Source organism: Roseateles chitinivorans (assembly GCF_050632235.1).
In the GTDB taxonomy this organism is placed as follows: Bacteria; Pseudomonadota; Gammaproteobacteria; order Burkholderiales; family Burkholderiaceae_C; genus Roseateles; species Roseateles chitinivorans_A.
In genome coordinates this window covers 5,825,735-5,851,998 of record NZ_CP192584.1, presented here as the reverse complement: position 1 = coordinate 5,851,998, position 26,264 = coordinate 5,825,735, and the positions used below count along the sequence as shown (strand labels likewise).

Below are 26,264 nucleotides of genomic sequence, written 5' to 3'. Positions count from 1 at the left end.
CCGGAGGTTCATCAATGGACGGCTTCTCCGATCTGGCCTTCTTCGCGCTGCTGGTGAAGCAGGGCAGCCTGGCCGCCGCGGCGCAGCAGCTCGGCGTGACGCCGCCGGCGGTCAGCAAGCGGCTGGCGGCGATCGAGCGCCGGCTCGGCGTGCGGCTGCTGCAGCGGACCACCCGACGCATCGGCCTGACACCCGAGGGCGAGACCTACCTCGTCGACGGCGCGCGCGTGCTGGAGGACCTGGAGGCGCTGGAGCGCACCGTGGCCGGCAGCCGCGCGGCGCCCAAGGGGCTGCTGCGCGTGGCGGCGAGCTTCGGCTTCGGACGCAAGCATGTGGCGCCGGCGCTGTCGAAGTTCGCGCGCCAGTTTCCGGATGTCGAGGTGCAGCTCGAGTTGACGGATCGGCCGGTCAACCTGATCGAGCAGGGGATCGATTTGGAGGTCCACGTCGGCGAGCCGCCGGATGCGCGGCTCACGGCCCGGCTGCTGGCGCGCAACCGGCGGGTGCTGTGCGCGTCGCCCGCGTACCTCAAGCGCGCCGGCGAGCCCGGCACGCCGAGGGAGCTGGCGCGCCACGCCTGCCTGTTCATTCGCGAGAGCGACGAGACCTTCGGGACCTGGCACTTCCAGCAGGGGGCGCGCAAGGAGACGGTCAAGGTGCGGGGGCCGCTGGCCGCGAACGATGGCGAGAGCGTGCTCGCGTGGGGACTCGATGGGCACGGGGTGCTGGTGCGCTCGTTCTGGGAAGCGGCGCCGATGCTGCGGTCGGGCCGCCTGCGGCCGGTGCTGGCCGATTGGTCGATGCCGCCGGCCGACATCCACCTGATCTATCCGCCGCGCGCGCAGTTGTCGGCGAAGACGCGGGCACTCGTCGACTTCCTGCTGGAGCGCTTCGAGCCTCAGCGCGAGGGCGACGACGGCGGGTGGTGAGGGCATTTCGTCCTAGGACATTCTGTCCTTGGACAGCTTGTCCTAGGACGATCTGTCCCTTCCGCGAACAGGCCGCTTTGGGAACACTGCGCGGCCATGGACACCCTGATCCTCGCGCGCCTGCAGTTCGCGCTCAACATCACCTTCCACATCCTCTTCCCGACGATCACGATCGCGCTGGGCTGGCTCGTGCTCTTCATGCTCTGGCGATGGCGGCGCACCGGTGAATCGCCGTGGCTCGCCGCCTACCAGTTCTGGACCAAGGTCTTCGCGCTCAGCTTCGCGCTCGGCGTCGTCAGCGGCGTGACGATGAGCTTCCAGTTCGGCACCAACTGGCCGGGCTTCATGGAACGCGCCGGCAACATCGCCGGACCGCTGCTCGGCTACGAGGTGCTCACGGCCTTCTTCCTCGAGGCCGGCTTCCTCGGGATCATGCTGTTCGGGCGCGAACGCGTCAGCCCGCGCGTCCACTTCATCGCCACGGCGACGGTGGCCTTCGGCACGACGCTCAGCGCATTCTGGATCCTCAGCCTCAACTCCTGGATGCAGACGCCCACCGGCTACGAGATCCGCGACGGCATCATGCATGCCGTCGACTGGTGGTCCATCGTCTTCAACCCGTCCTTCCCGTACCGGCTGACCCACAAGTTGCTCGCCTCCGGCCTCACCGCCGCCTTCCTGCTGGCCGGCGTCAGCGCCTGGCAGATGCTCAAGGGCAGCGAGCAGCCGCACACGCGCCGCGTGATGCGCCTCGGCCTGACGTTGGGCGCGGTGCTGATCCCGCTGCAGATCGTCGCCGGCGACCTGCACGGCCTCAACACGCTGAAGCACCAGCCCGCCAAGATCGCCGCGATGGAAGGCGTGTGGAGCACCGAACGCGGCGCGCCGCTGCTGCTCTTCGCGCTGCCCGACGAGCACGCGAAGGAGAACCGCTTCGCCATCGGCGTGCCGCGCCTGGCGAGCCTGATCCTCACCCACGACATCGACGGCGAGATCCGCGGCCTGGATGAATTCGACGGCGGGCATCCGCCGGTGAAGCCGCTCTTCTTCGGCTTCCGCGTGATGGTGGGCATGGGCGTGCTCATGCTGGTCTTCGCATGGGGCGGATGGTGGCTGTTCCGGCGCTCGGGCTGGCAGCGGCTGCCGCGCGCCTGGCTCTGGGGACTCTCGTTCATGAGTTTCTCCGGCTGGATCGCCACCGTCGCCGGCTGGTACGTCACCGAGATCGGCCGCCAGCCCTTCATCGTCTACGGCGTGCTGCGGACCCAGGAGGTCGCCGCGAACAATCCGGGATCGATGATCGCGGCCTCGCTGGCCGGCTACGCCACCGTCTATCTCGCGCTGCTGATCGCCTACATCGCCGCGATCAAACGCATGGCGGAGAAGGGCGCACCGGTGGTGCCGCGACCGCTCGCCGCGCCGGTGATCTCGAGGAGCTTCACATGAACGCGCTGCCGGTGATCTTCATGGCCCTGATGGGGCTTTCGCTGCTGATCTACGTGGTGCTGGACGGCTACGACCTCGGCGTGGGGATGTTGTCCGCGACGGCGCCGGAGGGCGACCGCGACCGCATGGTCGCGTCCATCGGGCCGTTCTGGGACGCCAACGAGACCTGGCTGGTGCTGGCCGTCGGCCTGCTGCTGATCGCCTTCCCGAAGGCGCAGGGCGTGGTGCTCACCGCGCTCTACGTGCCGGTGGTGCTGATGCTGCTCGGGCTGATCCTGCGCGGTGCCGCCTTCGACTTCCGCGCCAAGGGCGACCCCGCACACAAGCGATGGTGGGACGCGGCCTTCGCGGGCGGGTCCGCGCTCGCCTCGCTGACGCAAGGGTGGATGCTCGGCCGCTACGTGACCGGCTTCGAGAACGGCACCGCGGCACAGGTCTTCGCCGCGGGCACCGCGGTCGCGCTGACGGCTTGTTATGCGCTGCTGGGGGCCGGCTGGCTGTTGATCAAGACGGAGGGTGGGCTGCAGCGCCGCGCCGTCGGTTGGGCGAAACGTGCGTGGCCGGTGGTCGTGGCGGGATTGCTGCTCGTCTCGATCGCGTCGCCTTGGCTGAGCGCGACGGTCCGCGCCCGATGGTTCGACATGCCGGGCCTGATCGCCTTGGCACCGCTGCCGTTGATGGCACTCCTGGCGATGGCGGCGCTGCGCGGTCTGCTCAACTCGCACCGCGTGCTGGGCAAGCTCAGCTGGGCGCCGTTCGCGCTGATGGTGGTCGTGCTCACGCTGAGCTTCTTCGGACTCTCCTTCAGCCTCTATCCCTTCGTCGTCATCGACAGGATCACGATCTGGGACGCTGCGGCCGCGGACGAATCGCTGCGCTTCCTGCTGGTCGGCGCGGGGCTGACGATGCCGGTGATCCTCGCCTACTCGGTGTTCTCCTATCGCGTGTTCAAGGGCAAGGTCCGCGTCTTGGCCTATTGACTGCGACCGCCAAGCGCGGGCTCTCCGCACAGCAGGGGCATCCCTCCGGGAACCCCCAGCAGTACTCCGGCCCCAGTGAGGTTGCCCATGCAGCGAGCGGAGCGGGGCCCTCATTGATGCATGCCACGGTCCCGCTGGGGCCGGAGTGCTGCAGGGGGTCCCTGGAGGGGCGCCCCCTGCTGCGCGGAGAGCCCGCGCTTGGCCTCGGAAGTCCAGGAGATGGCAACATGCCGCCTTCCGCTGAGAAGCGAGCCATTCCAAGAACTCCATGGACTTCCACTCTCTGCTTTCCCTGGCCGAGCTGGCCTGGCCGGTGCTGCTGAAGGGCACCGGCTACACGCTGCTGTTCGCGGTGATGGCGATGATCTTCGGTCTGCCGCTGGCGGCCCTGATCACGCTGGTGCGGGTGCTGAAGCTGCCGGTGGTGGACCGGGTGATGGCGGTGTACGTCAGCGCGATGCGCGGCACGCCGCTGCTGGTGCAGGTGTTCATCGTCTATTACGGCCTGCCGAGCATCGGCATCGAGTTCTCCCCGCTGGTGGCCGGCGTGCTGACGCTCACGCTGAACGTCGCCGCCTACATGAGCGAGACCTTGCGCGGCTCGATCGCCGCGGTCGCGCAGGGCCAGTGGCTGGCGGGCACGTCGCTGGGCCTGAGTCGTCCGCAGACGCTGCGTTTCGTGGTCGGCCCGCAGGCGCTCCGCGCCGCCGTGCCCAGCCTGTCCAACAGCCTGATCTCGCTGATCAAGGACACCTCGCTGGTGTCGGTGATCGCGGTGACGGAGTTGATGCTCGCCACCAAGGAGGTCATCTCGACCACCTTCCAGCCGTTCCCGCTCTACGTGGCCGCAGCACTGATCTACTGGGTGCTGAGTTTCGCGTTCGAGCAGGTGCAGAAATGGATGGAGAAGCGGCTCGCCTATCCGCATTGATCCGGCACCATCGATCCCTTTGAAGGCCGCGTGACTGCCTGGACCCCGCGCGCTTCGCGCGCCCCTCACCCCGCCCTCTCCCGCAAGCGGGAGAGGGAGAGGGAGTAAGAACCGATAAGCCTCACCGAGCCCGCCCGTCCTGTTGTTCCCGCACTGATGACCACCTCCGTCGCCGTTTCCCCCTCGCTCCTGTCCGTTCATCTGCGGCTCGTCGGCATGGCCGTGCTCTGGGGCGCGTCCTGGCCCATGGGCCGCGTGCTCGCGCAGACCATGCCGCCGCTGGCCGCCGCGGCATGCCGCTTCCTTTTCGCGGGCGCGATCCTGATGTTGTGGCTCGCCAAGACCGGCCGGCTGGCCGCCTTGCGCGACTGGGGCGCGAGGCGCTGGGCGGGCATGGTGCTCGCCGCGAGCTTCGGCGTCTTCGGCTATGCGACCTTCTTCATGAGCGGACTGCAGCACGTGCCCGCCGGCAAGGGCGCGCTGGTGATCACGCTGAATCCGGTGATCACGCTGCTGCTGGCGGCGTGGATCTTCCACGAGCGCTTGAACAAGCGGATCGGACTTGGCATGGCGATGGCCGCGGTCGGCGCCGCCATCGTGATCACGAAGGGCGAGCCCTGGCACGTCCTCGACGGCCGCGTCGGGATCGGCGAAGTGCTGCTGCTGGGGTGTGTCGCGTGCTGGGTCGCCTACACGCTGATCGGGCGCAAGGTGATGGCCGGCGTCGACGCGCTGACGACCACGGCCGTCACGGCGGCCATCGGCGCAGTGATGCTGCTGGTGCTGACGCTGGTCGTCGACGGGACGGCGGGCGTGGCCGGCGTGCTGGCCGCGCCGCGCAACGCCTGGCTGTGCATGGCTGGGATCGTCGTCGGTTCCACGGCGCTGGCCTACGCGTGGTACTTCGACGGCGTGAAGGCGCTGGGCGCCGGCGCGGCGGCCGGCTACATCACGCTGGTGCCGGTGTTCGGCGTCGTGTTCGCGGCGCTGGGGCTGGGTGAGGTCATCGACGCATCGCTGGTCGTCGGCGGCACGATGGCGATCGCCGGCACGGCGTTGATGAACCTCGGCCGGCGCTGAAATCGCCAGGAGCGGCAGGACCGCGCGGGACCGGCGAGGACCATCGTCCGGCCGGTGACCGCGCCGACTGGCCTGCTTACTTGCGCGCGCCGCCCAGCAGCATGACGCCGCCCACCGCGATCGCGGCGACGCCGGCCCACAGCGGCACGTTGACGCGCTTGGTCTCCTCGACCTTCAGCTCGATCGGACCGACCTTGGCGGCGGTGTTTTCCTTGGTGTACGAGAACCCGCCGTAGACCAGGCCCAGCACGCCCGCGACGATCAGGATCACCGCGATCAATCGAATGCCACCCATGACGTCCTCCAGTGTTTGCGATGTGATGTTGAGATGAAACGCCCCGGCCGTCGCCTCGCATGTCGTACGGCGTCGGGTGGCTCATTGAAGCGCCTCGGCGTCGCGGCGCGCGTAGGACGACGCCGCGTCCGCGCGTCGGGCGCCCGCTGGCGCGGTCGTCACGATCATCGATCTCGCCGTGGACCGGTTCCCGGCGGTGAGAATGCGCCGATGCGCTTCCTCCGAGTCCTCGTCCTGACGCGGCGTCATCCGTCCGCGATCCTGCTGCTCGTCCAACTGCTGGGGCTGGTGCTGTACCCGCTGCTGGAGGGCAGCCGCTCGGCGCCGCTGGCGCTCGGCGCCTTCGGCATCGTGGTGCTGATCTTCACGACGCGCATGGTGCGCAGCACGCCGGGGCTGACCTGGCTGAGCGTGACGATCGCGCTGCCCGCGGTCGCGCTCCTGCTGCTGCAGGCGTTCTGGCACATGGAGCAGCTGCTGCCGTGGTCGTCGGCGCTGGAGGCGCTGTTCTACTTCTATGCCGCCGGGAGCCTGATCTCTTACATGATGAGCGACTGGCACGCGACGACGGACGAGTTGTATGCCGCGGGCGCCACCTTCACGCTGCTGGCGTGGGGCTTCGCGCATGTGTTCGTGGTGGTGCAGGCGCTGCATCCCGGCAGCTTCGCGGCGGCGGTGGATCCGCAGTCGCCGCGCACCTGGACGGAGCTGATGTTCCTCAGCTTCGCGCTGCTGTCGAGCACCGGCATCGGCGATGTCATCCCGGTGAAGCCGCTCGCGCGGGCGATGACGACGATCGAGATGTTCGTCGGGGTGATGTACCTCGCGGCCGTGGTGTCGCGGCTGATCGGGCTGACGCTGATCCAGCATCGGAAATTGTCCGACCTGGATTGAGGCGTTCGGGCCTCGGTACTTCGACGGCCGCTGGCCCTCACCCCAACCCTCTCCCGCAAGCGGGAGAGGGAGCCCGATCGGTTCTACTCGCAGCGTCGGCTCCTCTTTTTCCCTCTCCCGCTTGCGGGAGAGCAACCGTGTCAAGCGGCTTCGGCGTTTCTCCAGGGTTGGCCGGTTTTGAGGATGGCGTTGAGGATGATCAGCAGCTTGCGCATGCATGCGGTCATCGCCACCTTGAAGGGCTTGCCCGCCAGGCGCAGACGTTCGTACAACGCCTTGATGGGCCCGTTGCATCGCTTGGCCGTGAGTGCAGCCATGTACATCGCCGTGCGGATGTCCGCTCGTCCGCCCTGGATGTAGCGCTGGCCGCGCCGCTTGCCGCTGTCATCGGCAAACGGCGCCAGGCCCACCAACGCCGTCAGGCGCTTGCGGTCCAAGGTGCCCAGTTCGGGCAGGCGCCCCAGCAGCATCGTGACCGTGACTCGACCGACACCCGGCACGCTGTCCAACAGTTCGTACTTGGGCTGGTAGATCGTCGAGTCCTTCAAGCGACCGTCCAGATCCTTGTCGATCTCCTTGATCCGCTTATCCAGCCACTCGATGTGTTGCCGCACGCTCGTGCGTGCCACGTGCTTGACCGTGGACAAGCGGTTCTTCTCCTGCGCCCGCATGGTCACCAGCTGCGCTCGCCGATCCACCAGCTCGATGATCTCCTGCTGCGTCTCGCCCGGTAGCGCATACACCTGAGGACGAATGGCCTGTGCGAACCTGGCCAACACCTGAGCGTCCAGCCGGTCCGTCTTGGCAAGGACACCGGTCGCGCGGGCGAAGTCGCGCACCTTCTTGGGATTGACCACCGCCACGGCGATTCCAGCCGCGCACAGCTCACTCGCCAGCGCCGCCTCGAAGCCACCGGTGGCCTCCATCACCACCAGCGTGGGCCCCAGCTTCTTGAGCTGCGATACCAGCGCTGCTCGTCCAGACTCGTCGTTGTCCACTCGCGGCGACAACGCGCCAGACTTGTCGGCAGGCGCAGCGGGTACCTGAGCCAGGTCCAGCCACGCCTTGCAAACGTCAACACCGATGAAGATCTCTTCGCTCATGCCAGCGCCCTTCCTTGTGTTCGATACGGCCTCAATGGACCTCACAACCGTTCGGGCTGTCTGTTCATGACGAACCGAGGTCGGCCGCCACGACCCTCGCTCTCCCTCGGCATGGCGCCGAAGCGCCTACCCTGGGCTGGTCGGCCTGTGGCGGCCTGGGCGTACTTTGCTACATACAAGGGCAGGGGTGAGGGCCAGCGGCGGTGGCAGTGCGACGGCGCTTTCTTGCGATCGGTCAAACCGATCGACGTGCCTGTGCACGCAGCGCGCGTCGCGGCGAACATGCCACCTATCGTCGCCGCCTTTCACAACGATCCACAGTGATCAGGGAGGCGGTCATGCCGATGGAACTCTTCAACGGGGGCGGGCATCGCTGCCTGATGTTCAGCGACTTCGGGCACGGGGACGGTGTGCAGGCCAACCAGTTCCTGATCGTCGACGGCAGCACCGGCGCGGTGATCGATCCCGGCGGCAACCTGGCCTACAACGACCTGTACCTCGGGATGACGAACTGCTTCCCGCCGCACCGGCTGTCGGCGATCCTGGCCTCGCATGCGGACCCGGACATCATCGCGTCGCTGGACCGGTGGATGACCGCGACAGCCGCGCCGGTCTACATCTCGACGATCTGGGAACGCTTCGTCCCGCACTTCTGCAAGCCGGGCAAGACGGCGGGGCGCGTGATCGGCATCCCGGACCGCGGCACGCGCATCGCCGTCGGCGCCAGCGAGCTGGTCGCGCTGCCGGCGCACTTCATGCACTCGGAGGGCAACTTCCAGTTCTGGGACGCGGCGAGCGGCATCCTGTTCTCGGGCGACCTGGGCGTGTCGATCGGCGTCGACCCCACGCAGCCGATCGCGGAGCTGGGGCCGCACATCGCGTCGATGTCGGCCTTCCATCGGCGCTACATGGTCAGCGGCAAGGTGCTGAAGCTGTGGGCGGAGATGGTGCGGCCGCTGCCGATCCGCATGATCGTGCCGCAGCACGGCGCGCCGCTGGTCGGCGACGCGGTGCGGCAGTTCATCGACTGGGTGGGGACGATCAGCTGCGGGATCGATCTGGTGACGCAGCGGGATTACGCCATGCCTTGAGCGCGATGCCCTGAGTGCGATGCCGCGAGCGGGGCGCGATGAACGCGATGCCTCAGCGGCGATGTCGCGAGCCGCCGAGGCAGGCGAGGATCCTAGTGCTTCGTCGGCGGCTCTTCCCGCTTCAGCAGCTTGTCGACGCCGGTCGTGTCGACCACGCGGATGGTCAGGTCCTTGGCCCAGTTGATGCCCTTCTTCGCGGCATCCACCGCCTGGTTGGCCGCGTCCGCCGTGGTGTGGCGGACCTGCTCGGCCGAGGGCAGCTGCTGTTGCGTCCAGTCCGCCGTCTTGCGCGCGGCATCCCAGGCCTGCGTGGCGGCGGTGGCCGTCGTGATGCGGACCTGATCGGCGCTCGGCAGCCGCTGCTGCGTCCAGTCGGCGGTGTCGACCAGCACCGTGCGCACCTGGCCGGCGGCGGCACCGGCCAGCGTCACGGTCTGGTTCCAGCGCTTGGACAGCTCGCCCGGCGGGGCGGTCGCGAGCAGGCGCACGACGGTGTCCAGCGATGCGGTCTCCTCGGGCGTCAGCGGGCCGCCGGCCTCGAGCATGCCGCGCATGAAGACGCCGAGGTCCTTGGCGATCGCGGCGTGGTTGCAGTCGGGGTTCAGGTGGAGGAAGCCGGCGCCCTCGACGGCCATGGCCTCGAGTTCGCTGCCGGCCAGCCGCGCCTCGACGGCGGCGACGGACTGCTCGACGAAGGCGCGGTTCAAGCCCCAGTCGGCGATCAGGTGGTCGATCAGGTACTGCCGCTCGGCGGGCTCGATGGCGCCGTCGACGGCGGCCAGGCGCAGCGAGAGCGGCGCGATCAGGTCGAACAGCGCCAGGCCCAGCGTGTCCAGTGGCGTGTTGAGGTACTTGGGGATCTCGATGACGCGCTCGCCCTTGGTCGAGCTGAGCAGGCGGTACATGCCGTAGCAGGCGCCGCCGGACGCGAGCGCGGCGAAGGCGACCCAGCCGATCGGCGTGGCGGACGCGCCGAGCAGCGACGCCACCATCCCCGTCTTGGCCACGGCCGCGCCGGCGCCCGCGGCGCCGAGCACGTCCCACACCTCGCGGCCGCGGTTGATCATGCGCAGCGAGGCGAAGGCGGCCTCGCCGATGGCGAGCTTGGCCTTGAAGCGCAGCGGATCGGCGACGACCTGGTCGACGCCCTTCAATTCCGGCGCAGGCAGCAGTAAGGGAGCGGAGGCGGGCATGGGGAAGGCTCCAATCGGATGGGGAGAGTCTAGCGAAGTGACATGACCCCCTTCCGACGGCGCCCTCCGGCCGTCCCCGCGCTCTGGCGGCCTCAGCGCTTCACGTAGGCATCGATCGCCTTGCGCGCCAGGAAGGACTGATCGCTGAACAGGCCGTCCATGCCGAGCTTGAGGAAGGCGTCGATCTGGCCGGCCAGGTTGCCGATCGCGGCCGGATCGGCGCTGCTGTCGAAGTCGTCGGGCAGGAAGACGTTCTCCGCGCGGAAGGTCCAGCCATGCACGATGAGACCGGCGGCGTGCGCGTCCTTGACCAGCGTCGTCGGCGTGCCCAGGCGGCCCGCGACCAGCGGGATCATCAGGCTGGTGTTCGCGCCGATGCCCTGCGCGTAGCCGGCGATCTCGGCCAGGCCGGCCGGCTTCACGAGGTCGGCGTAGGTGCGGGGGTCGCCGCTCGCGGTGAAGTCGTAGGGTTGGCCGGAGCCGTTGATCAGCTGCACCAGCGGCACGCGCGTCATGCGGTTCAGCTTGCGCAGGTTGCCGACCTCGAAGGACTGGATGAAGACCGCCGCGTCCGCGCCGCGATAGCCGTACTTGTTGAGCAGGCGGACCAGCGGCTCCTCCAGCGGCTTGCCGATGCCGGCGAAGTAGGTCGGGTGCTTGGTCTCGGGATACACGCCGATCGGCTTGACCTTGCGGCCTTGCCCGCCATGACCCCCGTGGCCGCCGCGTCCATCCCGTCCATCACGGCCGTCCTTGCCGGCCTCTTCCTGGCGACGCTCGTTGGCCTGCTGGACCAGCTGCAGCACCTCCTCGAAGGTGGGCACCTCGAACATGTCGTTGAAGCGCGTGTTGCCCGGGCGGATCTGCGGGATGCGCTCGCGGGCGCGCAGCGTCTTGAGCTCGGCCAGCGTGAAGTCCTCGGTGAACCAGCCCGTGATCGCGACGCCGTCGATGGACTTCGTCGCCTTGCGGGCGGCGAACTCGGGCCGCTCGGCGACGTCGGTCGTCGCTTCGCGCACCGAGCCGTCGGCGTTCAGGATCGCGATGGCGTTCTCATGGCGCGCGACCAGCACGCCGTCTTTGGTCAGCACGAGGTCGGGCTCGACGTAGTCGGCGCCTTGCTCGATCGCCAGCCAGTAGGCGGCGAGCGTGTGCTCGGGGACGTAACCGCTGGCGCCGCGGTGCGCGATCAGCAGCGGCTCCTTGGCGCGCGACGGGGGTTGATGGCCATGGGCGCAGGCGGCGGTCGCCAGCGAGGCGGCGGTGACGGTGGCGAGGACAGCAGTGCGAAGCAGCTTCATCGGATGTCTCCTTCGGTCGATCGTCGAATGGACGGGGCGCCGGCAGCGTAGGTCCCCACCGATGAAGTTTTGATGATCCTCAAGGGGGAGCGAGTCCCTTGAAACAGGTCTTACACGCCGCCGGAGGGGCGATGCCGGCGGCAGATTCAGGACGCGAGCGGCAGGACCTCGTCGCCCTCGGCGGCGCGGCAATCGGCGGGGAGCGGGTCCCAGCCCCGGCGCACGACGATCGTCGAGCCGGTGGCGCAGAACTCGATGCGTTGGGCGTCCGGCACGAGCCGATGCGCGAAGGCTTCGAGCGCCGCCGGGGTCGAGACCTTCAGGCGCATCGCGTAGAGGTCGTCGATCGGATGATCGTCGCTGTGGATCAGCGGCACGAACTGGGCCGCGAACATGACCGCGTGCGACGGCACGACGACCGGCGCAGGGTCGTAGCCCAGGGCCTTCAACCACTGCTGAGCCTGTGCGCGCGTCGGGGCCTTGACCTCGGCATCGGGCGGCGCCCAGGCGACGCCCATGAGCTCGGCCACCCACTGGTTGCAGTTCTGGTACTGCGTGCCGAAGGCGTAGGCGCTGGCGCTGTAGCGCGACGACAGCAGCGCGAGCGAGCGGCGGTTGTCCAGCGCGTCGGCGGCGAGCTGTGCGCCCGCGCGCCCGGGCAGCGTGACGATCGAGAGCCGGATCGGCTCGGTGCGTCCGGCGCTCAGCAGGAAACCGGCGAGGCCCTGGTCGTAGAGCTTCGCCAAGGATTCGTCGCAGGCGTAGTAGAGCTGTCGCACCGACCAGGGGCTGTTGCGGCTGTCCTTCAGCGCGATGCCGCTGTGGGAGTACTGCAGATGGAAACGGCTGAGGTCCGTGCCGGAGCGCGAGACCAGTGCGGCGACGGCGCCGCTGGCTTCCAGCGCCCGCCGCGCGATCGCGACGACCTGGAGCTGGCGGTCCTGCTCGGTGGCGCTGACTTCGTTGCCGCGATCGCAGAAGGTGGCGGCATGCGCCACGGAGGCGACGACGAGCGCCGCCATCGCGACGGCACTCGATGCCAGGATGCGGAGCGAGCGGCGCATGCGCGCCTCGGCCGGCGTGGCAGGCCTCGCCGCGTGGGCCCCGGCGCGGGGCCCGGCCGGGCTCACAGCGTCACCGGATGCGATTCGAGTTCGTGATGCCAGTCGTCGTGCAGCGCGAGCAGGAAGGCCTGCTTGTTCTCGGCACGGGCGAACTCGTAGCCGTAGTCACGCTTCTGCGCCAGCACGTGGTCGCCGACGCGCAGCGGCTGGCCGGCGATGGCCTGCTTCGGGACATAGAGGAAGAACTCGGTGCCGCCTTCGGCGTGGACCGGTTGCAGGCGCAGGCGTTGCGTGTCGGCGCGGCCGGCGGCGTCCTCGACGGCGAGGACCTTGTACTCGCCCTCGGCGACCTTGCGGTCCTTGCTGGAGCTGTCGCTGGACTGGCCGATCGAGTCGGACAGCTGGCGCGAGGACACCGAGCCGGCGCTGGAGGCCGAGGTGGCGATGCTCTCGGCCTGCGCCGGCAGTGCAGCGACGCCGGCGAGCGCAGCGAAGGTCGCCGCGGCGGCGGAAACGAGAGAGAAGCGGGAAGGGCTGTGGCGCATAAAACCGTCCATGTGCAGGTCAGTCCGGCCGCGGAACGGCGGCCGGACGGGGCAAGCATAGAGGATGCGGCGGCACGTTCAGGTGTCGGTGTGTGCGCAAGCCGCGAAGGTCTTGCGCACGCCCGCGATTTGCTCGCTCATCACCTTCTGATCGACCGGCTTTTGCAGATCGTAGTCGGCGTGAACTCGCCGGTCGCGTTGTGCCCTCATCAGCAGGGCGAGCGCCCGGGAGCGTTTCGCGATCCTTGCATCGCACAAGGGGTCAGGATCCCTGAGGCAGTTGATCAACCACACATGAACGCTCCCGGATTTCGGCGGTTCTGGACGGTTGGGAAGAAGACTGACCCATGCCAGGCACCGGTGATAGGCAGCGTAGTACGCGCGTGACACTGCAGATCGGCGCCGAGCCTCCGACGTGAATCCGTTGGCGAGCGCCTCTGCATCCTTGAGGAGTTCCTTGGCAGCGATGGACTTCATGGTGAGTCACTCCTCGTCGCCATCGTCATCGTCCCCGTCGAGAGCCGGATGAGAACAAGCGCTCCAATCCTTGGGTTGACAAGGGTGAATGGACCTGAAGCCCACTAGGAATCCACCGCTGCGACGGTGACAATGCACGAGGTTCATCCGTAGTTCGTCTTCGAGTTCGTAGGTGCGATCGTCGTCCGTATCGACACTCAGTGTCACGCGCACAAACTGGAAACCGTCCTCGGCTCGGCAGTGGTGGATGTCCACGGGCCCCCGGCACAAGCGCACCGAGTTGTTGGCCAGCACGCCGAGTGCCAGCCTGACTTCCAGGTAGGCATCGACGCATGTCTCCTTGTTCTCCTCGAACAGCCGGCAGAGCACCCGCCGGACCTCTTCCCAGTCGAGATGGCTGAACACCGGGGCGGGGATCTGACCAATCACATAGGGGTTAGTCTTCTCCGGGTACCGCAGCAGGTGGAGCAGCGCATCCACCCCTTCAGTCCATGTGGGCTCCGGCGTCTCTGATTGCAACGCCGTCGGCACTTCGACGGGCGTCTCCTCCCAGGTTTCCAAGTCCTTCAACACTGCACTCATCTCGCTCATCCTTTCAAGCTGCGAAGTCATCGCCAATGACCAGCAGTTTCGGCAGGCAGTGCGAGGAAATCACTCCCTCGGAAGAGCGCTTCGTCGGGGGATACACCTGTGAGTAGGTCATTCCCCCGACGAATGCAGATTGCGGGGACCGGTGTTCGCGGGGTCAGGCGTTGCCTGGCCCGCTTGTCTCACGACAACACGAACCTCGGAGGGTTCAGTTGAGCTCCCCGCCGGCACCACCGGCAGCACGATGCTCGACGGCCGCAGCGGTCCGGCATGGATCGTCGTCACGTTGCCGTTGGCCTGCTGCTGCAGCGGCGTCGGCCAGATGCCCTGGGCCTGGTTGCTCGCGCTGACCGCGATGCGCAGCCGGTGCCCCGCGCGGACCAGCGCCGCGACCGGGAAGACCTCCACCGGCACCAGCATCGGCTCGTTGGCCACCACCGGCAGCGCCGCGCCCGCCGTGAATGGATGCCAGGGCTGGATCATCGTGCCGTTGACGAAGCGCGACCGGCTGGTGTCCACCGCGCGGTGCGCCGCCGACATCAGTCCATGCGTCAGCGGCTTGACCGCGCCGGTCGACGGATCGACGTCGTCGATGCGCACCGACAGCGCCGCCTGCGAGCGCGAGGCCGAGATCCACAGGTCCGCCTGGATCGGCCCGTTCAGGTAGAGGTCCTGCGCCAGCGGCGCCGTCTCGTAGACGGCCGCCCCTTGCAGCGACTCGACCTGGGCGCTGTCCGAGTAGCACGGCTTGGGCAGCAGCCCCGCCAGGCCGAGCGTCCACTGCACCTGGCTCGCCGAGCAGTCGCTGTGATCGCGGATCTGCACGCTGGCGGTGAAGATCGTGCCCAGCACCGTGCCGCGCGTGGCCGTCGGCGCCGGCGGCTCCGACACCGTCCGTCCGGCGGCGACCGCCGGGATGCTCGAGGCCAGGCTGCCGTCGGGCTGCAGGTACCAGCGCTGCGGCGCCATCTTCGGATGCGGCCAGTCGCTCGCGGTCGCGAACCGCGGCGTGCCGCCGCTGCCGTAGCCGTCGACGAACTGCGTCACCGTCGGCAGCGCGTCGGCCCCGGCCGGACGCCCCTTCAGGTACTGGTCGAACCACTGCAGCAGCAGCGAGGTCGTGCTCGGCGGTCCGTACGACGGGGCGCCGCCGAAGCCGAGGATCCCCGTCGCCACCGACGCCAGGTGCGAGCCCGGCAGGATCGCGAGCTTCGCCGTCGCGTTGCGCTTGATCTGCTCGTACAGCAGCGGCTGGTCGCGCTGGAAGATGTCCAGCGATGCGCCGACGATGAAGGTCGGCACGCGGATCCGCCCGGCGCTCTCCACCGGCGAGCGGCCGGCCCAGAACGAGCCGTCGTCGGTCGCGATGCCGCTCGCGTTGCCCACGAAGCCGTCGAAGGTCGGCGCATACCAGGTGTCGATCGCCGCCACGTGGTCGCCGGTGGCCGCGTTGATCTGGCTGGCGTACCAGGGATTGAGCAGCAGCTCCGGCGCGTTGGCCACGCTCAGCGACTGCGTCAGCGGCAGCCAGGTGCTCAGGAACTGCGCGTTGAACAGACCGCCCGTCGCCGCGACACCGCGGTACGCGTCGCCCATCGGCACCGTCGCGAACGCGGCCTTCACCGCCGGATGCTGCTGCCCGGCGGTCAGCAGCGAGCTGATGCCGAGGTAGGAGGTCCCCGCCACGCCGATGTTGCCGTTGAAGAAGGACTGCCGCGTCACCCACTCGACCGCCTCGCGGTAGGCCTGCTGTTCGTCCTGGCCGATCAGCTGCGTGACGCCGCCGCTCATGCCGGTGCCGTGCGCATCGATCGCGACCGTCACGTAGCCGCGGCGCACCATGAACTGGTCGAGGCCGCCGATCAGCAGCGTGTTGCCGCCGGCCGGCGTGAACACGCCCAGGAACTGGCCGACGTCGATCCGGTAGGCGGTCTGCGTCAGCACGACGGGATAACGGCCGGACTTCGGGAAGCCCAGGAAGTCCGCCGGCATCGACACCAGCACCGCCAGCTGCTTGCCCGACGAGAGCCGGATGAACTGCAGCGGCAGCGTGACCGCGCGCGGATGGTCGGGGCCGCGGCTGTAGGCGGTGGCCGGCCAGGTCGTGCCCGCGTTGGCGGTGACGGCGGGATTGGGCGCCGCCAGCGTGCCGCGCGTGCCCAGCGTCGTGGTCTGCGCGAGCGCGCCGAGCGTGACGAGCGCGCTGCTGGCGGCCAGCGCCGCGATCAGCGCCCGGCAGCGGGCGCGGCGTGAACGCCAGGGGCGGGAGGTGCCGCGCGGCGTCGGAAAGGCCAGGGTCATGTCTTGTCTCCAGGTCCCGAGGGTCGGGTGGTCGCTGAGCGACTCTGTGGGGCATGAGGGGGCGACTATGCCGGGCCGCGACGGGCATGGCACGGGGGAAATCAGGAGGCCGATGGGTATGCGGCTTGCCGCCGCCGGCCCCCGCGCGGACCGGATGCCGTCCGATTCCGGATCATGGAAGTGGCACCCCACGATGCGGACGTCGCGCCGGAGTGCGCGCAGGATGTCACGCCCGCGCCGTCCGGCGATGTCGGGTTCCAGCGTCCCGACGCGCCTGTAGGTCAAGTCCCTACAGCAGCTGCGGGAGGCGGCGCTCATCGCCAGTGGGAGCCGCTGGATGGCGGCGGCGGCGCGCTGCGACGACGATGACATCCATGAACATCGCCGTCATCGAAGACAACGTCCCCGTCCGTCAACTCCTGGTCCGCCGCGCCCAGAAGCTCGACGGCATCACGGTCGTCGCCCAGGCCTCCGGCGAGGACGAAGCCGTCGACGCCGTCATGGCCACCACGCCCGACGTCGTGCTGCTCGACCTGAACCTGTCGCAGGGCACCGGCCTGTCGGTGCTGTCCCGCCTGCGCCGCAGCGACTACGCGGGCCGCGTCTTCGTGCTCAGCGCGGAGGACGCCCGCACCCATGCCGCCCCGTGCCGCCGCGTCGGCGCGGACGGCTTCTATGACAAGGCATTCGATTTCGAACAGCTGCTCGCCGACCTGCAGGACCTCTGCCGGCGCGGCGCCGCCAATACCCCGCTGCGTGACGGCCGCCGTGCCGTCGCCAACGGCTGAGTTCCCGAGCCACGAACCGGCGACGAAAGACCGGAACGCTCGCACCTACCGACTGGAGGACCCGCCATGAAGCCCACGATGACACTGCCCCGGCTGCCGTTCCCGCTGCCGACGCTGTCCTGGGCGCCGCGCGGGCCCATGGCCTCCTGGCTGCTGGTCGGCAACCTGCTGATGATCGTGGCGTTGGCCGCGATGACCGCGCTCAGCCTCTGGAACCACCGCCAGACCGAGACCGACCGCGCCCGCGACGTCGTCGAGAACCTGGCGCAGAACATCGCCGTCGAGGTCGGCGCCGAGCTGCGCAACACCGACAACGCGCTGGCCACGATCGCGCTGCGCTACCGCAGCAGCCGCCAGTCCCCGGACCAGGCGGCGATGGTGGCTCGCCTGCTCGAGGAGCAGCGCGGCCTGCTGCCGCAGGTCGCCGCGCTGCGCGTGACCGACATCCACGGCACCGTGACGACCGGCCTGATGCCCGGCGAACGGCCCTTCAACGTCGGCGACCGCGCCTACTTCGCGCAGGCGCGGCAGACCGACACGATGGTGATCTCCGAGCCGCTGAACAGCCGCGCGCAGAACCACTGGTGCATCATCCTGGCCCGCCGCCTGATCGACCACGATGGCAACTTCGACGGCATCGTCTATGCCGTGGTGACGGCCCAGCACTTCGTCGACCGCTTCAGCGGCGTCGCGCTCGGCCCCTCGGGCGCGGTCTCGCTGCGCTCCGACGGACTGAACCTCGTGGCGCGCTACTCGGCCAGCGAGCCGAGCTCGACCAAGGGCTTCGGCACGAAGTCGCTGTCCGAGCAGGCCGTGCGGTCGCTGGCGCAGAACCGCGAGCGTGGCGTCTACATCACGCCGACGGCGCTCGACCGCGTCGAGCGCATCACCGCCTACCGCAAGGTGCCGGGCTATGCGATGACGCTGTTCACCGGCATGAGCAGCCAGTACTTCCTGGCCGGCTGGCGGGGGCAGGTCGTGCAGCAGTCGCTGCTGGCGGCGCTGGTCGCGCTGGCCGTGGCGGCCGCCTCGGCGCTGATCCACCGCATCCACCGTCGCGAGCGCCGTGCCAAGGATGCGCTGCAGCAGCTGGCGCGCGAGCAGGACGCGATGCTGCGCAACGACCTGATCGGCATGGTCCGCATCCGCGACAGCCACGCGCTGTGGGGCAATCCGGCGATGGAACGCATGTTCGGCTCCCCGGCGGGCGGCATGGTCGGCCTGCCGGCGCAGACCCTGTTCCTCAGCCCGCAGGAGCACGCCCGCGTCCGCGAGGCCAGCCTGGCGACGATGCGCTCGGGCGGCCGTTTCCACACCCAGCTGCGCATGCGCCGGCTGGACGGCGCCGAGTTCTGGGTCGACCTGCACGGCACGGTGCTGTCGGAGAACGAATCGATGTGGATGCTCGTCGACATCGACGGGCTCAAGCGCAGCGAGGAGCAGGCGCAGCACCTGGCGCTGCGCGACGTGCTGACCGGCCTGCCCAACCGCCGCCTGTTCGAGGAGAAGGTCGGCGACGCCATCAACAACGCGCGCCGCAACGGCCGGGGCTTCGCGGTCTGCTACCTGGACCTGGACGGCTTCAAGGCCATCAACGACCAGCACGGCCACGAGGCCGGCGACGAGGTCCTGACCGACATCGCGCAACGCCTGCAGGACCTGGTGCGCAGCAACGACGTCGTCGCGCGCCTGGGCGGCGACGAGTTCGCGATCCTGCTGTCCGGCGTCAACCGGCCGGAGGACGTCGAGCAGACGCTGCAGCGCTGCCTGTTCTCGATCCAGCGCCGCATCACGCTGGACAGCGGCGAGAAGGTCTCGGTCGGCGCCAGCATCGGCGCCGTGATCGGTGGCGGCGGCGATGCCTGCCGCGAGCTGCTGCACGCGGCCGACGAGGCGATGTACGCCGTCAAGCGCACCGGCAAGGGCCAGATCCAGATCGCCGGGCATGTGCACTCGGAATGGGCGGTGGCGGCCTGATCCGCATTGCTCCCTCTCCCGCAAGCGGGAGAGGGAGTAAAAGGGGCTTGCCCCGCTGGAAAGCACCGACGCCAAGCCTCATCATGGCGACTCCTTTGGTTAAAAGGGGGAACTCCAATGAACATCGGCACCTGGCGTTTGTCCACGCAGTTGACCGTGTCCTTCGTGATGCTGGTGGCGCTGTGCGCGCTGGTCGGGGGCATGGGGCTGCTGCAACTCAACCGCGTGCACGACAGCACGACCGAGATCGCCGAGGACTGGCTGCCCAGCATCCAGAACATGGCGGCGATCCGCGTGAAGGCCAACCAGATCCGGCGCATGGAGCCGGACCACCTGCTGTCCGACGACAGGCAGGAGATGGCGCAGATCGAGCGCAACATCGCCCACGCCCGCCAGGAACTGGCCGCGGCGGAGAAGGCTTACCAGCCCTACATCACCAACGACGAGGAACGGCGGCTCTACGCCGAGGTCGTCGCCGCGCGCGACGCCTACTTCGCGGCGCAGGAGCGGCTGCTGCACCTGTCGCGCAACGACGGAACGGACGCCGAGGCGAAGGCCTTCTTCCGCGCCGACTCGCGCAACAGCTTCAACACCTGGGTCAAGGCGATCGAGCGCAGCGCCGACTACAACGCCGCCGGCAGCGAGCAGTCGCGGCTGGACGCGCAGAAGAGCTACGCCGCTGGGCACGGCTGGAGCCTGTCGCTCACGCTGGTGTCGGTGGGCGTGGCCATCGGGCTGGCGCTGCTGCTGCTGGGGCATGTGCGGCGCCAGCTGGGCGGTGATCCCGCCGAGGCGGCGCGCCTGGTGCGGCAGGTGGCCGAGGGCGACCTCAGCGGCGAGATCCGCGTGCGCCCGGGCGACACGCGCAGTCTGATCGCCGCGCTCAAGGCGATGCAGACCGGCCTGCGGCAGGTCGTCGGCGGCGTGCGCGAGGGCAGCGAGTCGGTGGCCAGCGCCAGCGGCCAGATCGCGATGGGCAACCACGACCTGAGCCAGCGCACCGAGGAGCAGGCCAGCGCGCTGGAGGAGACGGCGGCCACGATGACCGAACTCGGCGAGACGGTGCTGCAGACCTCCGAGAACGCGCAACAGGCCGACCGGCTGGCCCGCTCGGCGAGCGAGGTGGCGCAGCGCGGCGGCGCGGTCGTGTCGCAGTTCGTGGAGACGATGCGCGGCATCGACGAGAGCAGCCGCCGCATCGCCGACATCATCGGCACCATCGACGGCATCGCTTTCCAGACCAACATTCTGGCGCTGAACGCGGCGGTCGAGGCGGCGCGGGCGGGCGAGCACGGCAAGGGGTTCGCGGTCGTGGCGTCGGAGGTCCGCGCGCTGGCGGGACGCAGCGCCGAAGCGGCCAAGGAGATCAAGTCGCTGATCGCCGCGAGCGTCGAGCGTGTCGAGCAGGGCACCGGCCAAGTCGAGCAGGCCGGCGCGACGATGACGGAGATCGTCGCCGCGATCGGCCGTGTGACCGACGTCGTCGGCGAGATCAGCAGCGCGACGCGTGAGCAGTCGCAGGGCGTGAACCAGGTCGGCGAGGCGGTCAACCAGATGGACCAGGTGACGCAGCAGAACGCCGCGCTGGTCGAGGAGTCCGCCGCCGCCGCGGAGAGCCTGCGCCAGCAGGCGCAGGCGCTGGTCGCGTCGGTGGCGAGGTTCCGGCTCGGTTGAATCCGCCAGTCAAGCTGTCGTTGACCGCCACGTCCGCAGGCCCTCACCCCCACCCTCTCCCGCAAGCGGGAGAGGGAGCAACTTTCACCGCTGCCTGCGTTTGACACGGTTGCTCTCCCGCGGTGCGGGAGAGGGAGTCCGACCGGCTTCACTCGCGGCGCTTGCTCCTCTTGCTCCCTCTCCCGCTTGCGGGAGAGGGTGGGGGTGAGGGCCAGCGGCCGTTGTAGTACTCAGACCGGAACCGGAAAGTCGACGTCCGTGTCGTTGACGCGGTTCACGAGGTTGGTGAAGCCGATCAGCGAGATCGTCAGCAACGCCTCGACGATCTGCGCGGACGTCCACCCCGCGGCGAGCACCGCCTGCACGCGTTCCGCAGCGACCGTGCCGGTCGTCGACGTCACATGCCGGGCGAAGTCCACCAGCGCCTGGCGCTTCGCATCCTCGACGCTGTCGCCGCTCCGCAGCTGGCGCAGTTCGTCGGCCTTCAGCCCGACCATCCTGCCGATCGCCGAGTGCGCGGCCACGCAGTAGCCACAGCCGTTCTGCGCGCTGACCGCGATGCGGATGACTTCGATCTCGACCTTGGACAGCGCCCCACGCGACAGGACGGCGTCGCCTTCCATCGCCACCTTCAGCGCGGCGGGGCTCAGCGCGCCGATCAGCGCGTAGGCGTTGGGGACCTTGCCCGCGCCCTTGCGGATGGCGTCGAACAGCGGTTGAGCGGCGGCGGGCGCATCGGCGATGGCGGGAGCGGTGAGGCGGGACATGGCATTTCCTTTTGAAGTGGGAGGGCCGTCGTTGCCGGTGCATGTCCGGGGCGGCGGCGCTGCATCGCTGCAGTGACGCCACTGTAGAAATCGCCGGCTCCGGCGCCCATGCCCGTCCGAGCCTGTCTAATGCCCGTTCGTTTCAGACGGACCGTGTCGACGGTCGATGAGGGGAGGAGGCGATGGCGGACGGGACCGACGTGAAGGGAGCGCAAGAGGCCAGGGACGGTGCGGGATGGCTGGACCGGCTGCTGGCGCTGGTCGACGTCGACGGACGGCTCGACATCCGCTGCGATCTCGGGGCGGGATGGTCGCTGGACCAGGCCGCCAAGGTCGCCGAGGCCGGACATCACATGCCCTTCCACGTGCTGCTCGACGGCGAGGCCCTCGTCGACGCAGAGGGTCTGCGAGATGCGCCCATGCACGCGGGCGACATCCTGATGCTGCCCGCCGGCGGCGCGCATCGGCTGCGCGATCGCGATCCAGCCAGCCTGCAAGGTCCCGGCGAGGGCACGCTGCTGTGCGGGCGGTTCATCGTCCCGGCCGCGTCGTCGAAGTTGATCCGCGCGCTGCTGCCCCCGGCGATGGTGGTACGTTCCCCCGGACCCGGCTCGCGCCTGACGCGGCTGCTGGCGCTGATGCGCGAGGAGGCCGACGCGCCCGGCGAAGGCGGGGCTGCCTTGCTCCGCCACCTCTCCGGCGCGCTGTTCGCCGTCGCGTTGCGCGCGGCGATGGACGGGAACCTCCCGGCAACCGTCGAAGCCCCAGGCGTCCTGGCGCTCGGCGCGCATCCTCGATTGGCGGCCCTGGTCGTCGACATCCTCGGGAACCTCGCCCACGACTGGTCGCTGGACAGCATGGCCGAGCGCGCCGCCCTGTCTCGCTCCTCGCTGATCCGCAGCTTCCAGGCCGCGGCCGGGGTCTCTCCGGCAGAGTTCCTCCACCAGGTCCGGATGACGGAGGCCGCCCGGCGATTGCGCAGTGGGCGCGAGTCGCCAGCCGCCATCGGCGAAACCGTCGGGTATGCGTCGGAAGCCGCGTTCCAACGCGCGTTCAAGCGCGAGATCGGGGTGACGCCCGCGGCGTGGCGCGATGGGGTGGAGGCGCTTCAGTCAGCGCCAGACAACGTGGCGCTGCCCGTGCGACAGCGGTTGGGGTAAGGCCGCCCGACGGCGATCGGCCAAGCGCGGGCACTCCACGGCGCGTGGGGCATCGCGTCCGCGAACCCCACGCACCATTCCGGCCCCACTCGCAGCCGTCGACTGCGGGCCTGACACCTGTCACGGTGTCGCGACGGCCACCACCGCCTTGCCGACGTTGCGACCATCGAGCAGATCGATCAGCCCCCTCGGCGCGAGCTCGAGGCCGTCGACGACATGTTCGAGCGCCTGGATCTCGCCAGCGGCGATCGCTGCGTTCATCTCGCGCTGGAAGGCCTTGAAGCGCGCCATGCCTTCGCCGTAGTGATCGAGGACGATGAAGCCCTCCATGCGGACACGCTTCTGGAGCACCGTGGCCAGCAGCGTTGGCAGACGGTCCGCGCCGGCGCCGTCGTCGTCGTTGTAATGCGCAATGAAGCCGCACACCGGCACGCGCGCGCCGATGTTGAGAAGCGGCAGCACGGCGGCCAGCACCTCGCCGCCGACGCTTTCGAAATAGACGTCGATGCCGTCCGGCGCCGCCTCGCGCAGGCGTTCCACGAACTGCGGATTGCGTCGGTCGACCGCCGCGTCGAAGCCGAAGGTCTCGATCAGGTGCCGGGTCTTGTCCACCCCGCCCGCAATGCCGACGACGCGCGCGCCGGCGCGCATCGCGAGCTGCCCCACCATCGCGCCGACCGCACCCGTCGCGGCGCCGACCACCACGGTCTCGCCTGAACGTGGGCGGCCGATCTCCTCAAGACCGACCCGTGCGGTGAAGCCCGGCATGCCCGCCGCGCCCAGCGCCAGCGAGGGCCGCGTCATGTCGCCCAACGCGATCAGGTCGGCGCCGTCGCTCAGCGCGTAGTCCTGCCAGCCCGCGTGGGAAAGCACGAGGTCGCCGGCGCGGAAGTCCGCATGGCGCGACTCGACCACCCGGCTCACCGTGCCGCCGACGATGACGTCTCCGATCGCGATCGGCGGCGCGTAGCCCGGACCGACCTCGTCCATCAGGTTGCGCATGTACGGGTCGAGCGACAGGAACAGCGTGCGGAGCAACACCTGACCCTCGGCGGGCGCGGGGGCGGGCACCGATTCGAGCCGGAAGTCCTCCAGCGTCGGCCGCCCGGCAGGGCGCTTGGCAAGGACGATGCGCCGGTTGACGAGCGGGGTCATGAGCATCCTTCCGGGGAGGTGTCGAAGATCAGGCCTTCGCCACACGCGGTCCGTGGCGCAGCGTCAGCAGCGTGCCGAGCGTGATGGCCGCAGCCGCGAAGGTCGGGCCGCCGAGCGCGCCGATGTGGTCGACGAGCATCCCGCCGCCGATCGCGCCGCTGGCGATGGCGATCTGGAAGGCGGCGACGAGCAGCCCGCCGGCGCCTTCCGCCTGGTCCGGCGCGGCACGCACGATCCAGGTCTGGAAGCCGACGGGGAAGGCGCCGAAGGCGAAGCCCACAGCACCACCGCCACCGCGGTGACCCACACCGAGCTGCCCGCCAGGAGGAGGGCGGCGGCGAGCACGACGATGAGCGAGCCGCCGGCGACGATGGCGCGCCGCTCGCTGCGTTCGGCGAGGAAGCCGCCCACCAGGTTGCCGAAGAAACCGCCGATGCCGTAGCCGAGCAGGACCGCGGAGATCATCGGGACCGGCAGGTGGGTGATGTTCTCCATCAGCGGCCGGATGTAGGTGAAGCCGGCGAAGTGCCCGGAGATCACGAGCAGCACGGCCAGCAGCGCGACGCGCACGCCGGGACGGGTCAGCAGTTCGCCGAGGACGCGCAGGTTGGGGTTGTCCTTGGGCGGGAGCTTGGGCAGGGTCAGGAGTTGCGACGCCAGCGTGATCAGGCTGAGCACGCCCGCCGCGACGAAGGCGCTGCGCCAGCCCCACATCTCGCCCATCCAGGCGCCGATGGGCGCCGCGCAGACGGTCGCCACCGAGACGCCGGCCAGGATGACCGACATGGCGCGCGCGAAGAGGTGCAGGGGCACGAGCCGCATCGCGAGGGCTGCCGCCATGGACCAGAAGCCGCCCAGCGCGACGCCGAGGATGACCCGCGCCGCGAGCAGGACGCCGAGGCTGGACGCGGTGACGGCCATGACGTTGGAGAGCACGAGCAGCAGCGTCAGCGCGATCAGGACGAGGCGCCGGTCGAAGCGCCTGGTCAGCAGCGGGATCGAGGGCGCGGCGACGGCGCCGACCAGCGCGGTCGCCGTGACGGTCTGTCCGGCGGCCCCGGCGCTGATGTTCAGGTCGCCCGCCATCGCGGTGAGCAGGCTTGCGGGCAGGAACTCGGCCGTCACCAGGCCGAAGACGCCCACGGTCAGCGAGGCGATCGCCGCCCAGTGGGCGGGCTCCTCGGCGGCGGGGGCTGCCGTTGCTGCCGCCGCGAGCGCGACGGAGACCGATTCGCCCTGCGAGGGGTGGGTAGAGGCGGAACCCGGAGGTGCGCCCAACGGCGGGCGGGGAGCGTCGAGGCAGTCGGTGCAGGTGGAAGACACGGCGGAGAAGAGGGACAGTGGGTATGGCTATCAGCTTATGGGTAGGATCCTGGCGTTTCCATGCCGGAAGAGCCGAAATGCATGACGATTCCTCCAGACCCTCCGTGGAGCCGCTGCCGCCGACCCCGCTGAAACCCGCCGACCTGCTGACGCAGATCCTGCTGGGGCTGCGGCTGGAGGGCGTCGAGTACGGCCGCTGTCTGATGCGCGCGCCCTGGGCGATCGCCTTCCCGGCGCGCAAGGAGGCGCGCTTCCACTTCGTGGCGCGCGGCAGCTGCTGGCTGAGGACGCCGGGCAGCGACTGGGTGCAGTTGAACGCCGGCGACGCGGTGCTGCTGCCGCGCGGCAGCGCGCATGTGCTGGCGAGCGCGCCGGATCTGCCGGCGGTGGACATCGATTCGATCTCGCGCCGGCCGGTCGCGGAGGACATCTACCTGGTCGGCGCGGAGGCCGTGGCGATGGCCGGCGCGGGCGCGCGTCATGCTGACGGCGAGGGGCGGGTGAGGAGACCGCAGCCGCGGAGAGTCCCCCGACGTCATGTTCTGCGGCGCGATGCGCTTCAACCTGGACCCGCTGCATCCGCTGCTGGCGATGATGCCGGACGCGATGCGGGCCAACGACCTGGCGCGTCGCGACCCCACGGTGCCGACGCTGCTGGAAGCGATGGAGCGCGAGGTGGCGCTGGACCGCATCGGCGCCTGCGGCATCCTGGCGCGGCTGGCCGACGTGCTGGCGGCGACCATCATCCGCGCCTGGGTGGAATGCGCCTGCAACGACGCCAGCGGCTGGATCGCGGCCGTGCAGTGCCCCGGCATCGGCAAGGTCATCGCAGCCATCCATGCCGAGCCCGAACGAGACTGGAGCGTGCCGGAACTGGCCGGGCTGATGGGGGCCTCGCGCTCGCGCTTCGCCGAGGCGTTCACCCGGACGGTCGGCGAGAGCCCGGCGAAATACGTCGCCAAGGTCAAGATGTTCCAGGCCCGCCGCTGGATCGCGCACGAGGGGATGCGTGTCGCGGTCGCGGCGGACCGGCTCGGCTACGACTCCGAGGCCTCGTTCAGCCGTGCGTTCAAGCGCATCGTGGGCCAGCCGCCCGGCGCGTTGCGGCGCTCGGCCGCGCAGGCTGCGGGCTAACCCGGAGTCGGCCGGCTTTACACCCCCGCGTCGCGGGGTCCCCCGTGGATCGGGGTGGTCGCCGCACG

At 69.7% G+C, this 26,264-nt stretch carries 22 protein-coding genes and 2 pseudogenes; 12 read left to right on the top strand and 12 right to left on the bottom strand.

The genetic code is table 11. The features are described from left to right. Positions 1 to 14: 14 nt before the first annotated feature. The 5 genes from ACQ859_RS26670 (at position 15) to ACQ859_RS26650 (ending at position 5,366) form a co-directional block, all read left to right on the top strand. Positions 15 to 929, top strand: a complete 915-nt coding sequence (locus ACQ859_RS26670; RefSeq protein ID WP_431263504.1) for a LysR family transcriptional regulator — start codon at positions 15 to 17, stop codon at positions 927 to 929. Between the two features lie 96 nt (positions 930 to 1,025). Then, positions 1,026 to 2,375: a cytochrome ubiquinol oxidase subunit I gene (locus ACQ859_RS26665; protein ID WP_431263503.1), complete on the top strand. Its 1,350-nt coding sequence runs from the start codon at positions 1,026 to 1,028 to the stop codon at positions 2,373 to 2,375. Then, positions 2,372 to 3,355: a cytochrome d ubiquinol oxidase subunit II gene (locus ACQ859_RS26660; RefSeq protein WP_431263502.1), complete on the top strand. Its 984-nt coding sequence runs from the start codon at positions 2,372 to 2,374 to the stop codon at positions 3,353 to 3,355. The genes ACQ859_RS26665 and ACQ859_RS26660 overlap by 4 nt, the downstream gene beginning before the upstream one ends. A 268-nt stretch (positions 3,356 to 3,623) precedes the next feature. After that, positions 3,624 to 4,286, top strand: coding sequence for an amino acid ABC transporter permease (locus tag ACQ859_RS26655; RefSeq protein WP_431263501.1), 663 nt, complete (start codon positions 3,624 to 3,626; stop codon positions 4,284 to 4,286). A 156-nt stretch (positions 4,287 to 4,442) separates the two neighbouring features. After that, complete coding sequence (locus tag ACQ859_RS26650; RefSeq protein WP_431263500.1) at positions 4,443 to 5,366, top strand: DMT family transporter; 924 nt, start codon at positions 4,443 to 4,445, stop codon at positions 5,364 to 5,366. A 76-nt stretch (positions 5,367 to 5,442) separates the two neighbouring features. On the opposite strand, the gene ACQ859_RS26645 is transcribed toward ACQ859_RS26650, so the two are convergent. Further along, positions 5,443 to 5,661, bottom strand: a complete 219-nt coding sequence (locus tag ACQ859_RS26645) for a hypothetical protein (protein ID WP_431263499.1) — start codon at positions 5,659 to 5,661, stop codon at positions 5,443 to 5,445. Positions 5,662 to 5,871: 210 nt separating this feature from the next. Between ACQ859_RS26645 and ACQ859_RS26640 the strand changes: the two genes are divergently transcribed. Beyond that, positions 5,872 to 6,555 carry an ion channel gene (locus tag ACQ859_RS26640; protein WP_431260886.1) on the top strand — a complete coding sequence of 228 codons (684 nt, stop codon included), beginning with the start codon at positions 5,872 to 5,874 and terminating at the stop codon, positions 6,553 to 6,555. Positions 6,556 to 6,695: 140 nt separating this feature from the next. On the opposite strand, the gene ACQ859_RS26635 is transcribed toward ACQ859_RS26640, so the two are convergent. Then, on the bottom strand, positions 6,696 to 7,658 hold the full coding sequence (locus ACQ859_RS26635) for an IS110 family transposase (protein ID WP_431263498.1): 963 nt from the start codon (positions 7,656 to 7,658) through the stop codon (positions 6,696 to 6,698). Between the two features lie 338 nt (positions 7,659 to 7,996). Here ACQ859_RS26635 and ACQ859_RS26630 point away from each other — a divergent pair, with 338 nt between their 5' ends. Beyond that, a complete protein-coding gene (locus ACQ859_RS26630) occupies positions 7,997 to 8,749 on the top strand; it encodes an MBL fold metallo-hydrolase (RefSeq protein WP_431263497.1) in 753 nt (250 codons plus the stop codon). A gap of 92 nt (positions 8,750 to 8,841) precedes the next feature. Here ACQ859_RS26630 and ACQ859_RS26625 read toward each other — a convergent pair whose 3' ends face one another. The 7 genes from ACQ859_RS26625 to ACQ859_RS26595 all read right to left on the bottom strand — a co-directional run bounded on the left by ACQ859_RS26625 (position 8,842) and on the right by ACQ859_RS26595 (position 16,218). Next, positions 8,842 to 9,942, bottom strand: coding sequence for a hypothetical protein (locus ACQ859_RS26625; RefSeq protein ID WP_431263496.1), 1,101 nt, complete (start codon positions 9,940 to 9,942; stop codon positions 8,842 to 8,844). A gap of 92 nt (positions 9,943 to 10,034) precedes the next feature. Next, a complete protein-coding gene (locus ACQ859_RS26620; RefSeq protein ID WP_431263495.1) occupies positions 10,035 to 11,243 on the bottom strand; it encodes a glycerophosphodiester phosphodiesterase in 1,209 nt (402 codons plus the stop codon). 146 nt (positions 11,244 to 11,389) lie between these two features. Further along, positions 11,390 to 12,307: a DUF2145 domain-containing protein gene (locus tag ACQ859_RS26615; protein WP_431263494.1), complete on the bottom strand. Its 918-nt coding sequence runs from the start codon at positions 12,305 to 12,307 to the stop codon at positions 11,390 to 11,392. Positions 12,308 to 12,369: 62 nt separating this feature from the next. Then, positions 12,370 to 12,852 carry a hypothetical protein gene (locus ACQ859_RS26610; RefSeq protein ID WP_431263493.1) on the bottom strand — a complete coding sequence of 161 codons (483 nt, stop codon included), beginning with the start codon at positions 12,850 to 12,852 and terminating at the stop codon, positions 12,370 to 12,372. A 78-nt stretch (positions 12,853 to 12,930) separates the two neighbouring features. Further along, the gene (locus tag ACQ859_RS26605; protein WP_431263492.1) at positions 12,931 to 13,329 is read right to left on the bottom strand and encodes a hypothetical protein; all 399 of its coding nucleotides are present in this window, start codon (positions 13,327 to 13,329) and stop codon (positions 12,931 to 12,933) included. Positions 13,330 to 13,335: 6 nt separating this feature from the next. Then, entirely contained in the window at positions 13,336 to 13,911 is a 576-nt protein-coding gene (locus ACQ859_RS26600; protein ID WP_431263491.1) for a hypothetical protein, read from the bottom strand. Positions 13,912 to 14,028: 117 nt separating this feature from the next. Next, positions 14,029 to 16,218, bottom strand: a complete 2,190-nt coding sequence (locus tag ACQ859_RS26595; protein WP_431263490.1) for a CocE/NonD family hydrolase — start codon at positions 16,216 to 16,218, stop codon at positions 14,029 to 14,031. A 374-nt stretch (positions 16,219 to 16,592) separates the two neighbouring features. Here ACQ859_RS26595 and ACQ859_RS26590 point away from each other — a divergent pair, with 374 nt between their 5' ends. From ACQ859_RS26590 to ACQ859_RS26580, 3 genes are all read left to right on the top strand, one after another. Beyond that, the gene (locus tag ACQ859_RS26590; RefSeq protein WP_431263489.1) at positions 16,593 to 17,006 is read left to right on the top strand and encodes a response regulator; all 414 of its coding nucleotides are present in this window, start codon (positions 16,593 to 16,595) and stop codon (positions 17,004 to 17,006) included. A gap of 66 nt (positions 17,007 to 17,072) precedes the next feature. Further along, on the top strand, positions 17,073 to 18,983 hold the full coding sequence (locus tag ACQ859_RS26585; RefSeq protein ID WP_431263488.1) for a diguanylate cyclase domain-containing protein: 1,911 nt from the start codon (positions 17,073 to 17,075) through the stop codon (positions 18,981 to 18,983). Between the two features lie 117 nt (positions 18,984 to 19,100). Next, on the top strand, positions 19,101 to 20,657 hold the full coding sequence (locus ACQ859_RS26580; RefSeq protein WP_431263487.1) for a methyl-accepting chemotaxis protein: 1,557 nt from the start codon (positions 19,101 to 19,103) through the stop codon (positions 20,655 to 20,657). A 230-nt stretch (positions 20,658 to 20,887) separates the two neighbouring features. On the opposite strand, the gene ACQ859_RS26575 is transcribed toward ACQ859_RS26580, so the two are convergent. Then, entirely contained in the window at positions 20,888 to 21,424 is a 537-nt protein-coding gene (locus ACQ859_RS26575; RefSeq protein ID WP_431263486.1) for a carboxymuconolactone decarboxylase family protein, read from the bottom strand. 182 nt (positions 21,425 to 21,606) lie between these two features. Here ACQ859_RS26575 and ACQ859_RS26570 point away from each other — a divergent pair, with 182 nt between their 5' ends. Further along, positions 21,607 to 22,584, top strand: coding sequence for an AraC family transcriptional regulator (locus tag ACQ859_RS26570; RefSeq protein ID WP_431263485.1), 978 nt, complete (start codon positions 21,607 to 21,609; stop codon positions 22,582 to 22,584). A gap of 120 nt (positions 22,585 to 22,704) precedes the next feature. Here the strand turns inward: ACQ859_RS26570 and ACQ859_RS26565 are convergent, their stop codons facing one another. Then, the gene (locus ACQ859_RS26565; protein WP_431263484.1) at positions 22,705 to 23,745 is read right to left on the bottom strand and encodes an NADP-dependent oxidoreductase; all 1,041 of its coding nucleotides are present in this window, start codon (positions 23,743 to 23,745) and stop codon (positions 22,705 to 22,707) included. Between the two features lie 22 nt (positions 23,746 to 23,767). After that, positions 23,768 to 24,897: pseudogene (locus ACQ859_RS26560) on the bottom strand (MFS transporter). Positions 24,898 to 25,139: 242 nt separating this feature from the next. Here ACQ859_RS26560 and ACQ859_RS26555 point away from each other — a divergent pair. Continuing rightward, positions 25,140 to 26,196, top strand: a pseudogene (locus ACQ859_RS26555) (AraC family transcriptional regulator). Positions 26,197 to 26,264: the final 68 nt, after the last annotated feature.

Bases quoted from the DNA above. Each gene is read 5' to 3' on its own strand.
- ACQ859_RS26585 (WP_431263488.1), top strand. From the start codon at position 17,073: ATGAAGCCCACGATGACACTGCCCCGGCTGCCGTTCCCGCTGCCGACG.
- ACQ859_RS26575 (WP_431263486.1), bottom strand. From the start codon at position 21,424: ATGTCCCGCCTCACCGCTCCCGCCATCGCCGATGCGCCCGCCGCCGCT.
- ACQ859_RS26645 (WP_431263499.1), bottom strand. From the start codon at position 5,661: ATGGGTGGCATTCGATTGATCGCGGTGATCCTGATCGTCGCGGGCGTG.
- ACQ859_RS26650 (WP_431263500.1), top strand. From the start codon at position 4,443: ATGACCACCTCCGTCGCCGTTTCCCCCTCGCTCCTGTCCGTTCATCTG.
- ACQ859_RS26665 (WP_431263503.1), top strand. From the start codon at position 1,026: ATGGACACCCTGATCCTCGCGCGCCTGCAGTTCGCGCTCAACATCACC.
- ACQ859_RS26605 (WP_431263492.1), bottom strand. From the start codon at position 13,329: ATGAAGTCCATCGCTGCCAAGGAACTCCTCAAGGATGCAGAGGCGCTC.
- ACQ859_RS26600 (WP_431263491.1), bottom strand. From the start codon at position 13,911: ATGAGTGCAGTGTTGAAGGACTTGGAAACCTGGGAGGAGACGCCCGTC.
- ACQ859_RS26590 (WP_431263489.1), top strand. From the start codon at position 16,593: ATGAACATCGCCGTCATCGAAGACAACGTCCCCGTCCGTCAACTCCTG.
- ACQ859_RS26630 (WP_431263497.1), top strand. From the start codon at position 7,997: ATGCCGATGGAACTCTTCAACGGGGGCGGGCATCGCTGCCTGATGTTC.
- ACQ859_RS26625 (WP_431263496.1), bottom strand. From the start codon at position 9,942: ATGCCCGCCTCCGCTCCCTTACTGCTGCCTGCGCCGGAATTGAAGGGC.
- ACQ859_RS26670 (WP_431263504.1), top strand. From the start codon at position 15: ATGGACGGCTTCTCCGATCTGGCCTTCTTCGCGCTGCTGGTGAAGCAG.
- ACQ859_RS26610 (WP_431263493.1), bottom strand. From the start codon at position 12,852: ATGCGCCACAGCCCTTCCCGCTTCTCTCTCGTTTCCGCCGCCGCGGCG.
- ACQ859_RS26655 (WP_431263501.1), top strand. From the start codon at position 3,624: ATGGACTTCCACTCTCTGCTTTCCCTGGCCGAGCTGGCCTGGCCGGTG.
- ACQ859_RS26595 (WP_431263490.1), bottom strand. From the start codon at position 16,218: ATGACCCTGGCCTTTCCGACGCCGCGCGGCACCTCCCGCCCCTGGCGT.
- ACQ859_RS26620 (WP_431263495.1), bottom strand. From the start codon at position 11,243: ATGAAGCTGCTTCGCACTGCTGTCCTCGCCACCGTCACCGCCGCCTCG.
- ACQ859_RS26615 (WP_431263494.1), bottom strand. From the start codon at position 12,307: ATGCGCCGCTCGCTCCGCATCCTGGCATCGAGTGCCGTCGCGATGGCG.
- ACQ859_RS26635 (WP_431263498.1), bottom strand. From the start codon at position 7,658: ATGAGCGAAGAGATCTTCATCGGTGTTGACGTTTGCAAGGCGTGGCTG.
- ACQ859_RS26570 (WP_431263485.1), top strand. From the start codon at position 21,607: ATGGCGGACGGGACCGACGTGAAGGGAGCGCAAGAGGCCAGGGACGGT.
- ACQ859_RS26565 (WP_431263484.1), bottom strand. From the start codon at position 23,745: ATGCTCATGACCCCGCTCGTCAACCGGCGCATCGTCCTTGCCAAGCGC.
- ACQ859_RS26660 (WP_431263502.1), top strand. From the start codon at position 2,372: ATGAACGCGCTGCCGGTGATCTTCATGGCCCTGATGGGGCTTTCGCTG.
- ACQ859_RS26580 (WP_431263487.1), top strand. From the start codon at position 19,101: ATGAACATCGGCACCTGGCGTTTGTCCACGCAGTTGACCGTGTCCTTC.
- ACQ859_RS26640 (WP_431260886.1), top strand. From the start codon at position 5,872: ATGCGCTTCCTCCGAGTCCTCGTCCTGACGCGGCGTCATCCGTCCGCG.